Source organism: Asticcacaulis sp. (assembly GCF_020217185.1).
GTDB lineage: Bacteria > Pseudomonadota > Alphaproteobacteria > Caulobacterales > Caulobacteraceae > Asticcacaulis.
In genome coordinates this window covers 1-10000 of sequence record NZ_JAIWNX010000226.1, presented here as the reverse complement: position 1 = coordinate 10000, position 10000 = coordinate 1, and the positions used below count along the sequence as shown (strand labels likewise).

The window sequence follows — 10000 nt, the reverse complement described above, 5'->3', positions numbered from 1 at the left end:
CCGACACTGGCTATCGCGGCAACATCCAGTTCCTGATCGTCAAGCAAAGCCAGACCCGCGGCGACCGTCTGTTCGAAATGTCCTGCGCCGGTAACGCTGCCTACTGCTCGCATCCGGTCATCTCCAACGCCACCCTGATCCGCCGCTCGTCCGTGGCTTCGAACGGTCTGGAAATCAACTCGGGCACCGACCTGACCCTGGTCAACTCGGTCATCACCAACACCGCTACGGCCTCGACCTTCGGTATCCGCATCACCGGCGCGACGACCGAAACCGCTGCGCCGACCTTCCACTCGGTCTATATGGGCGGCTTCGCTACGGCCTTCGCCACGACTAACAACACGGCAGCCCTGTTCAACGCCGGTACCAACAACACGTCGGCCGGCACGATCACCCTGGCGGACTTCGTCAATGGTGCCAACGAAACGGCCGTCCCGGTGCGCGCTGTGTCCACGCTGAACTCTCTCACCAACGCCACCTCGGTCAACGGTGTGGCCAACGGCAATTTCTTCACGACGGTTGACTATATCGGCGCCGTGAAGAACGCGAGCGACACTTGGTATGCCGGCTGGACCTGCGGCCTGACCGCTGGCTCGACCTGCTGATAAACGCGCGGGCGGTTCGGGGTTCCCCGCACCGCCCGTAATCCCTTCTCCGTATCAGCAAAGGCTAATCGCTATGAAAACCTATACCCAGTCGCTCGGCCTGATGCTGATGACGACCTCGGCTCTGGTGGCTCCGGCCGCCTTCGCCCAGACCGACCAAACCGCCGTTCCCGCCGACGCTCAGACCGTTGAGGTCACCGAGGCCACGCCGACAGAGGAAATTACCGAAATCGTTGTGCGCGGTAAAAACGTGCCCAACACCATGCGTCGCACGGCCGAAGTTACGGCGATCCTTACCAATGAAGACCTGAAGCGCACCGGCGATGACTCGGCCGCTGTCGCTCTGACGCGCGTGACCGGCCTGTCGCTGGTCGAAGGTCGTTTTGTTTACGTGCGCGGCCTGGGTGAGCGCTACTCGTCGGCCCTGCTGAACGGCTCGCCGCTGCCGTCGCCGGAACCCCTGCAACGCGTCGTTCCGCTTGACCTGTTTCCGTCATCTATCCTGCAGCGCGTGTCGGTCCAGAAGACCTACTCAGCAGAATATCCGGGCGAATTTGGCGGCGGCGTGATCGACCTGCGCACGCTGAATACGCCCAAGGCGCCCTTCCTGTCGATGGGCCTGAGCGTCAGTGGCAATTCTGAGACGACCTTCCAGGACGGCTACACACACTACGGTTCGGACACCGATCCGATCGGCTTCGACGATGGTACGCGGTCGCTACCGCCGGAACTGCGCACTGCCCTGCACTCGGGCCGTCGCATCAATGCCGGTAACTACAGCGACGCGACGGGGTATTTCACCCCGGCTCAGTTGCAGAAGATCGGCCAGAGCTTCAGCAATGCACCGCTCAACCTGATCCAGCAAACCGACTCTCTGCCGGCCAATTTCAGCTTTAACCTCTCCGGCGGCACCAGCATGGATGTCGCGGGTGGTCAGTTCGGTATCGTTGGTCTTGTCGATTTCGGCAACGGCTGGAAAGCCCGTAACGGCATTCAGCAGGACGGGCGCATCGAAGGCACCGGCGCTGCGCGTACGGTCGAGCTGGTTGGGGACTACAAGTACCAAACGACCGAGAACAATGTCGGTCTGAACGGTCTGATCGGTATGGGCTACAATATCGGCGGGCACAGCCTGCAGTGGACCAACCTGTTCATCCGCAACACGACCAAGCGCACCCGCGTCCGTGAAGGTCGCGATATCCGTAACACCGACAGCCTGACCCTTCGTGAGGATACGGGCTGGTATGCGCGTCAACTGGTCATGTCGCAACTGACCGGCCGTCACCCGCTGTCGGACAAACTGGCGATGGACTGGCGTCTGGCCTATGCCAAGACCACACGTGATGCGCCCTATGAGCGTGACATCACCTACTGGCAGGATGCCAAAGGCGTATTCTTCCACGCCGGTACGCAGCAGACCAACAACCTCCAGTTCTCGAACCTTGAGGATGTGGCAGCCAGCGGTGGGGCGAGCCTGACCTACGACTTCAGCCTCGGCGAAGCGCGTGACGGCAAGCTGACCGGTGGCTTCGATTTCCTCGATAACAAGCGCGAGTCGGAAAACCGCTCCTTCCGCTTCAATCCGGGCACTGGCATTGCCGCGAACAATATCCAGTATTCGCGTGTCGATTATTTGTTCTCGGACGTCAATATCAGCCCCACCCGTTGGGTGCTGACCGAAACCACCAACCCCAACGCCGCCTATGATGGTGGTCTGTTCGTCAATGCGGCCTACGCCAAGGTCGATGTCGAAGTGATCCCGCTTGTACGTCTGGCGGCGGGTCTGCGCTATGAATACGCTAAGCAACGCGTCACCCTGAACAAGCTCTACGAATCCGATCAGGCTCCGGTAAAGATACCGGCTCTGAAGGAAGAGTATGTTCTTCCGACAGCCACAGTGACCTGGAACTTCCGCGAGAATATGCAGCTTCGCGGCGGCCTGTCCAAGACCATCGGTCGTCCGCAGTTCCGCGAACTGGCGCCGGCTCAGTATCTTGATCCGGAACAGGATCGTCTGTTCGTGGGTAACCCATACCTGCGCGATACCGAACTGACCAATTTCGATGCGCGCTACGAGTGGTATTACGACGCGGGTTCTTACTTCACCGCCGGGGCCTTCTACAAGGACATCACCAATCCGGTGGAAGCCTCGCTTCTGGTGCAAGGCAACAGCCTGTTCCAGACCTATATCAACGCGCCGGAAGCCTCACTTTACGGCGTTGAGTTCGACTACAAGGGTCTGTTTGACTCGCCGGTCTCCGGAGCCTTCTTTGACAGCAAGCGCTGGCTCTTGCAGGCCAACTACACCTACACCTCGTCCGAGGTGAAGGCGTCGGGCTCTCAGACGATCATCGACAGCAATGGTCAGGCGCAAAAGGCGACCAACTTCATCATCTCGGGTTCGAGAATGCAGGGCCAGGCGGAAAACGTCGCAAACCTGCAATTCGGATGGGATGATGCCGAAGCCAAGTCTCAGGCCACCTTCCTCGTCACCTACGTTTCCGAGCGCATCTCGGCGCGTGGCAATCCGTCGAGCGGCGTGGCGGACTATATACAAGAGCCGGGCGCGACGCTCGACTTCGTGTACCGCAAGGGATTCACGGCCTTTGGTCGTGACCTGAACCTCGGTGTAGAGGTCCGCAACCTCACGGGCACGAAATTCCAAGAGTATCAGGAAGAGGTCAAGCGCGTTGACGTAAACAAGTATGATCTGGGCCAAAGCGTCTCGGTCAGCCTTTCGACGCAGTTCTAAAAAAGAGGCCGTCCGGTTCGCCGGGCGGCCTTCTTGGTACTGACAAAAAAGCCCTCCGGAGTGATCCGGAGGGCTTTTTTCTTATCTGGAAGGGTCACTGAACCCCCAACGCTGTCGGGGGAACGGAGACTATTTCACGGCCTTGGCTTTTTCGTCTTCGCTGAGGCGCTGGAACAGCAGATCGACCATCTCCTCGGCGTTTTCGTCCGTGGCCGTCGAGGCTTCGACGCCGCAATAGCTCTGGTCCGGCAGGCGGCCCCAGACGACCAGCGGCGCGTAGTAGCGGGCAAGGTCGCTCAGGGCTTCGTGCTGATCCTTAGCGGCGGTGTCGGGCAGGACCAACATGCCGTCAAAGCGCTGCGAGCGGACAAGGTCCTTCAGCGCGCCCTGACGCTTGGCCGGGGTCTTGAGCACCAGCAGCTCATAGCCGCGCTTGAAGACGGCTTGGGTGAGGGCGCCCATCATGCTCAAGAGGTGCGGGTCGCGCAGCTTGCGGTCGCCATCCTCGGGCAGGACGAGGCCGATGGTGCGGGTGCGCTTCAGACGGAGGTTACGGGCGGCCTGATTGACGACGTAGCCATGTTCCTCGGCAATCGCCGCGATCTTGTCACGCAGCGGCTTGGGGATCAGGGGGCTTCCGGCCAGGGCCCGCGAAACGGTGGACACTGAAACGCCGGCCATGCGGGCGATATCGGCCATCTTGAGCGGCGCGGTGGTCGAAAGAGTCTCTGTGGTCATTGTCTCCTCAAGGGGTTCGGATGGGGCCGGAACAGGCACATCAGCGCGCCAGCCAGCCCCCATCAACGGGGATAATAACTCCGTTTACGTAATTTGACACGCGGGAGGCCAAAAAAACCGTCGCGCCGCCCAAATCTTCTGGCGTGCCCCAGCGTGCCGCCGGAATCCGGTCCAGAATCGCCTTCGCGCGTTCGGGGTCGCTTTGCAGCCCTTCGGTCAGTTCTGTGGCCATATAGCCCGGCGCGATGGCGTTGACATTAAGGCCTTTGGACGCCCATTCGTTAGCCAGAAGCCGCGTAATCCCGGCCACGCCCGATTTCGACGCCGTATAGGAGGGGACGCGGATGCCGCCCTGAAACGACAGGAGCGACGCCGTATTGATGATCTTGCCGTGGCCCTGCGCGATCATGTGACGGCCGGCGGCCTGACACATAAAGAACAGGGTCTTCAGATTGAGGTTCATCACCGCGTCCCAGTCTTCCTCGTTAAATTCCGTCACGTCGCCACGGCGGATCGACCCGGCATTGTTGACGAGGATGTCGAGCCCGCCCATGACGCGCAAAGTTTCGGCGACAATGTCCTCCACCGGCGAAATGGAGGTAAGATCGGCGCGGATAAAATGGAACCTGCGTCCCAGAGCCGCAACCTTTTCGGCGGTGGTGTCGGCCCCCGACGAGCCCACGGCGCAGATATCGGCCCCGGCTTCGGCCAGAGCCAGCGCCATGCCCTGCCCCAGTCCGCGATTGGCCCCGGTGATCAGCACGGTTTTTCCGGAGAGGTCGAACATCGAGGCAGCGGACATGGCATTTCCTGAATAAAACGGAGGGTGATTAATTTTGATCTATGATGATTGAACGGGATTGTCCACGCATTGTCATCGGGCTTGGCCCCATGCTAGAGCATCGTCCGTGCTTTTCCAATTCCTTGAATCGCTGGGTTTGCCATGATCATCTCCGCCTCGACCGATTACCGCGAAGCCGCCCGGCGTCGGCTGCCGCCCTTCCTGTTTCACTATATCGACGGCGGGGCCTATGCCGAGCGCACACTGGCGCGCAATGTATCGGACCTTGGCGACGTGGCGCTGCGCCAGCGGGTTTTGAAGGACGTGTCGTCGCTCAGTCTGGAGACGGAACTGCTGGGCGAGAAGCTGTCCATGCCCATCGCTCTGGCCCCCGTCGGCCTGACCGGCATGTATGCCCGTCGCGGCGAGGTGCAGGCGGCGCGCGCGGCGCAAAAGGCCGGCATCAACCTGACGCTTTCGACCGTCAGCGTCTGCCCTATCGAAGAGGTGCAGGGCAAGTGCGACAAGCCGATCTGGTTTCAGCTCTATGTGCTGAAAGATCGCGGCTTCATGAAGAACGCGCTGGAACGCGCCTGGGCGGCCGGTATCCGCACGCTGGTCTTTACCGTCGATATGCCGGTGCCGGGGGCGCGCTACCGCGACGCCCATTCGGGCATGAGCGGGCCGAACGCCGAAATCCGCCGCCTGTGGCAGGCGGTGACGCACCCGCATTGGGCCTTTGATGTCGGCCTGATGGGGACGCCGCACGATCTGGGCAATGTCTCGAAATATCTGGGCAAGGCGACGGGTCTGGCCGACTATATCGGCTGGCTGGGGGCCAATTTCGACCCGTCGATCTCATGGAAGGATCTGGAATGGATCCGAGACTTCTGGAAGGGGCCGATGGTCATAAAGGGCATACTCGATCCGGAAGACGCCAAGGACGCGGTGAGCTTCGGTGCAGACGGCATTGTGGTGTCCAACCACGGCGGGCGGCAGCTCGATGGTGTGCTGTCGTCGGCGCGGGCCCTGCCGGCCATTGCCGAGGCCGTGAAGGGCGACCTGACCATACTGGCCGATTCCGGTATCCGCACGGGCCTTGATGTGGTGCGCATGATCGCGCTGGGGGCCGACGGTGTGCTGCTGGGGCGGGCCTTTATCTACGCGCTGGCCGCCGGGGGGGAGGCGGGGGTGTCGAACCTGCTCAGCCTGTTTGAGAAGGAAATGCGCGTCGCCATGGCGCTCACCGGCGTCAAGTCGATCCGCGAGATCGGCCCGCAGTGTCTGGTGCCGGGGGCATAAAGCAAAACCCCCTCCCTGATCGCAGGGAGGGGGTCACGGTACGCATAAGAGCGGGTGGCTTAACCGAAGCGGCCGCCGATATAGTCGGAGGTGCGCTCGACCTTCGGCTTGACGAACAGTTCTTCGGTTGGGCCGTATTCGACCATCTTGCCCAGATACATGAAGCCCGTGTAGTCCGACAGGCGCGCCGCCTGTTGCAGGTTATGGGTCACGATGATGATGGTCAGGTCGCGCTTCAGCTCTTCGAGCGTGTCTTCCAGCTTGGCCGTCGAGATGGGGTCGAGCGCCGAGGCCGGTTCGTCGAGCAGCAGGATTTCCGGCTCAACCGCGATGCCGCGGGCGACGCACAGACGCTGCTGCTGACCGCCCGAAAGCGACAGGCCGGACTTGGTGAGCTTGTCCTTCACCTCGTCCCACAGGGCGGCGCGGCGCAGGGCCTTTTCGACCACCTCGTCCATCTGCGACTTCGACTTCTTGTGGTACAGCTTCACGCCGAAGGCCACATTGTCGTAGATCGACATGGGGAAGGGGGTCGGCTTCTGGAACACCATGCCGACGCGGGCGCGTAAGCTGGTCACATCGACCTTGGGGCCCAGAATATTCTCGCCATCGACCAGAATCTCGCCTTCGGCGCGCTGACCCGGATAGAGGTCATAGATGCGGTTCATGGTGCGCAGCAGGGTGGACTTGCCGCAGCCCGACGGACCGATCAGGGCGGTGATGCCATTGCGCTTGACCGGCATGGAGACGCCGAACAGCGACTGATGCGTGCCGTAGTAGAAGTTGAGGTTCCGCGTTTCCAGCACAAGCTGATCGGCCGGGGGCGGGGTGATGACGCTTTGGAAATCGGTGTCGGACATGACGAGGCCTTACTTGTGATCTTTGTCGCGGGCGAGCCAGCGCCCCAGAATGTTGACGCCCAGAACCGCCAGCGTAATCAGCAGCGCCCCGGCCCAGGCGAGGGTGTTCCACGTCTCGTAGGGGCTCATGGCGAAGGGATAGATGGCGCCCGGCAGGCTGGCGAAGGGCTTCGACATGTCGAAGCTCAGGAACTGGTTGTTGAGGGCGGTAAACAGCAGCGGCGCGGTCTCACCCGAAATACGCGCAAAGCCCAGCAGGCCGCCGGTCAGCATACCAGCCCCGGCCGCCTTCCAGATGATGCTGCGCACCGTGACCCACTGAGAGGCCCCCAGCGCCATGCCGGCTTCGCGCAGGGCATTGGGCTGAAGGTTCAGGATGTCTTCGGTGGTGCGCGTCACGATGGGGGTGGCGAGGATGCCGAGCGCGATCGCACCCGCCCAGCCGGAGAAGCCGCCCATCGGCACCACGACCCACCAATAGACGAACAGGCCGATCAGGATGGACGGGGCCGACAGCAGCACGTCATTGAGGAAGCGCACGACGTGGCCATAGGGGGTGTTGCCGCCGATTTCGGCCAGCCACGTCCCGGCCAGCACGCCGATGACCACGGCGATCATCATGGCGACGCCGCACATTAGGATCGAGCCGATGATGGCGTTGCGCAGGCCGCCCGGTGAGTCGGGGGCCGGGGTGTCGGCGGTGAACAGCATCAGGTCCACCCCGCCGACGCCCTTGGTCAGCAGCGAGAACATGATCAGGGCCAGCGCAGCGAGCGCGACCAGCGCGGCCCCGGTGCAGATAACGACGAAGGCCTGATTGGCGATTTTGCGGCGAAGGGCGCGATCCATGCTCTTTCCTCCCTTAGTAACGCTGCGAGGACAGGAGCGCTCTGGCGATGGCCAGAACGGTGAAGGTAATCAGGAACAGCACCAGACCCAGCGCGATCAGCGAGGCGAGGTGGACGCCGGAGGCTTCGTTGAACTCATTGGCGATGGTCGAGGCGAGCGTCGAGCCCGAAGCGAACAGCGAGTCCGGGAAGCGGTGCGAATTGCCGATGATGAAGGTGACGGCCATGGTCTCACCCAGGGCGCGGCCAAAGCCCAGCATGACCACGCCGATCATGCCCTTCTTGACGTAGGGGATCAGCACCGAGCCCACCACCTCGTAGGAGGTGCAGCCGAGGCCGAAGGCGGCTTCGCGCACCTGCGGCGGGATCGAGCGGAACAGTTCACGGAAGACCGCCGACATATAGGGCAGGATCATGATAGCGAGCACGATGGAGGCCGTGAAGATATTGGCGCCGTTGGGCACCCCGGCCAGCAGCTTGCCCCAGAAGCTTTCGGGGTCGAGGCTGGTCAGGATAGGCAGTTGCACCGTGCGCGCAAACCACGGCGCAAAGACGAACAGGCCCCACATGCCATAGACGATGGAGGGGATACCGGCCAGCAGCTCAATGGCGGTCGAAACCGGCTGAGCGATCTGCTTGGGGCAGTACTGCGTCAGGAAGACCGATACGCAGACGGCGATGGGCAGGGCGATGGCCAGAGACAGCACCGCGGTAATCAGCGTGCCGACGATGGGACCGGCGGCGCCGTAAACCTCGGTGACCGGATTCCAGGTGCTGGAGGTCAGGAAGCCGAAGCCGAACTTGGAGATGGCGGGCCAGCCGCCGATCATCAGGGCGACGATCAGGCCGCCCAAAGTCAGGAGCAGGGTCGTCGCCGCCGCGAAGGCGAGGCCGCGGAAGATCGGGTCAACGGGATCAGGGTGGCGGGCGCTCTGAAGAGACATCGGGGTTTCCATAAGCTTACTGAGCGGAGGCGGCAGACGCCGCCACGGCGGGCGCGGGGGTGGCCGGGGCATAGACCGGCTTACCGTCCGGACCGGTGATCTGCGACCACTGGGCGCGCATCATCTGCTTCACCTCAGGGGGCAGGGGGACGTAGTGCATCCTGGTCGCCAGCGCATCGCCATTGGTATAGGCCCAGTCGAAGAAGGTGAGGGCGGCGCGGCCGCTGGCCGGCTTGTCCTGCGTCTTGTGCATGACGATGAAGACGGTGCCGGTGATCGGCCAGGCCTGCGCCCCCGGCTGATCGAGCAGCAGAAGCTGGTTGCCCGGCGCGTTGGCCCAGTCGGCCCCGGCGGCGGCCGCGGCAAAGGCTTCGATGGACGGGGCGATCATGTGGCCGTCGTGATTGCGCATATTGGCGACAGCGGTGCCGGTGCGCGCGGCGACGGCGAATTCGACATAGCCGATAGCGCCGAGCGTTTGCTTGACGAAGGCCGAGACGCCCTCATTGCCCTTGCCGCCAAGGCCTGCGGGCCATTCCAGCGCGTCGGCGGCCCCGACCTCTTCCTTCCACGTCGGGCTGACCTTGGCCAGATAGTTGGAAAAGAGGAAGGTGGTGCCCGACCCGTCAGCGCGGTGGATGACCGTGATGGGCAGGTGCGGCAGCTTCAGCCCCGGATTGAGGGCGCGGATGGCCGGGTCGTCCCAGCGCTTGACCTTGCCCATATAGATATCGGCCAGCAGCGGGCCGGTCAGGTTCATCTGACCGCTCTTGATGTCGGGCAGGTTGACGATGGGGACGATGCCACCCATGACGATGGGGAATTGCAACAGGCCGGTTTCGTCGAGGTCAGCGGGCTTTACTGGCTTGTCCGTCGCGCCGAAATCGACCGTCTTGACCTTGATCTGGCGCACGCCACCGCCGGAGCCGATCGACTGATAGTTCAGGCGGATGCCGGTGGTTTCCTTATAGGTTTCGGCCCATTTGGCCCCCAGCGGCGCGAAAAAGGTCGAACCTGCGCCGGTGATGTCGCCCGCCGCCGGCGCGTCCTTGCCTTCGGCCGTCGCTGCACCCTTGTCCGAGCACGCGGTCAGCATCAGCAGCGCGCCAAGCGCCAGGGCGAAGGGTTTGAACATCTACTCGTCTCCGATGATCCGACGAACACGTTTTC

8 protein-coding genes and 1 pseudogene are annotated in these 10000 nt (G+C 62.6%); 3 read left to right on the top strand and 6 right to left on the bottom strand.

The annotated features are described in order from the left end of the window. Both LDL37_RS11180 and LDL37_RS11175 read left to right on the top strand, forming a co-directional pair. Window positions 1-605 (top strand): annotated as a pseudogene (locus LDL37_RS11180) (hypothetical protein); the annotation flags it as partial. Window positions 606-678: 73 nt separating this feature from the next. Beyond that, window positions 679-3357: a TonB-dependent receptor gene (locus LDL37_RS11175; RefSeq protein WP_290798136.1), complete on the top strand. Its 2679-nt coding sequence runs from the start codon at window positions 679-681 to the stop codon at window positions 3355-3357. A 129-nt stretch (window positions 3358-3486) separates the two neighbouring features. On the opposite strand, the gene LDL37_RS11170 is transcribed toward LDL37_RS11175, so the two are convergent. Then, window positions 3487-4095 (bottom strand): LacI family DNA-binding transcriptional regulator, encoded by a 609-nt coding sequence (locus tag LDL37_RS11170; RefSeq protein WP_290798133.1) that lies wholly within the window; start codon window positions 4093-4095, stop codon window positions 3487-3489. A 40-nt stretch (window positions 4096-4135) separates the two neighbouring features. Continuing rightward, the gene (gene kduD / locus LDL37_RS11165; protein ID WP_290798130.1) at window positions 4136-4897 is read right to left on the bottom strand and encodes a 2-dehydro-3-deoxy-D-gluconate 5-dehydrogenase KduD; all 762 of its coding nucleotides are present in this window, start codon (window positions 4895-4897) and stop codon (window positions 4136-4138) included. A gap of 141 nt (window positions 4898-5038) precedes the next feature. Between kduD and lldD the strand changes: the two genes are divergently transcribed. Next, window positions 5039-6178 carry an FMN-dependent L-lactate dehydrogenase LldD gene (gene lldD / locus LDL37_RS11160; protein ID WP_290798127.1) on the top strand — a complete coding sequence of 380 codons (1140 nt, stop codon included), beginning with the start codon at window positions 5039-5041 and terminating at the stop codon, window positions 6176-6178. Between the two features lie 59 nt (window positions 6179-6237). On the opposite strand, the gene pstB is transcribed toward lldD, so the two are convergent. Genes pstB through pstS form a run of 4 tightly spaced genes read right to left on the bottom strand, consistent with a single transcriptional unit; the run spans window position 6238 to window position 9965 of the window. Continuing rightward, window positions 6238-7038 (bottom strand): phosphate ABC transporter ATP-binding protein PstB, encoded by an 801-nt coding sequence (gene pstB / locus LDL37_RS11155; RefSeq protein WP_126423172.1) that lies wholly within the window; start codon window positions 7036-7038, stop codon window positions 6238-6240. A 9-nt stretch (window positions 7039-7047) separates the two neighbouring features. Further along, window positions 7048-7887, bottom strand: coding sequence for a phosphate ABC transporter permease PstA (gene pstA, locus LDL37_RS11150; protein ID WP_290798124.1), 840 nt, complete (start codon window positions 7885-7887; stop codon window positions 7048-7050). A gap of 13 nt (window positions 7888-7900) precedes the next feature. Next, entirely contained in the window at window positions 7901-8830 is a 930-nt protein-coding gene (gene pstC, locus LDL37_RS11145) for a phosphate ABC transporter permease subunit PstC (protein ID WP_290798121.1), read from the bottom strand. 16 nt (window positions 8831-8846) lie between these two features. Then, the gene (gene pstS, locus LDL37_RS11140) at window positions 8847-9965 is read right to left on the bottom strand and encodes a phosphate ABC transporter substrate-binding protein PstS (protein ID WP_290798118.1); all 1119 of its coding nucleotides are present in this window, start codon (window positions 9963-9965) and stop codon (window positions 8847-8849) included. Between the last annotated feature and the right edge of the window lie 35 nt (window positions 9966-10000).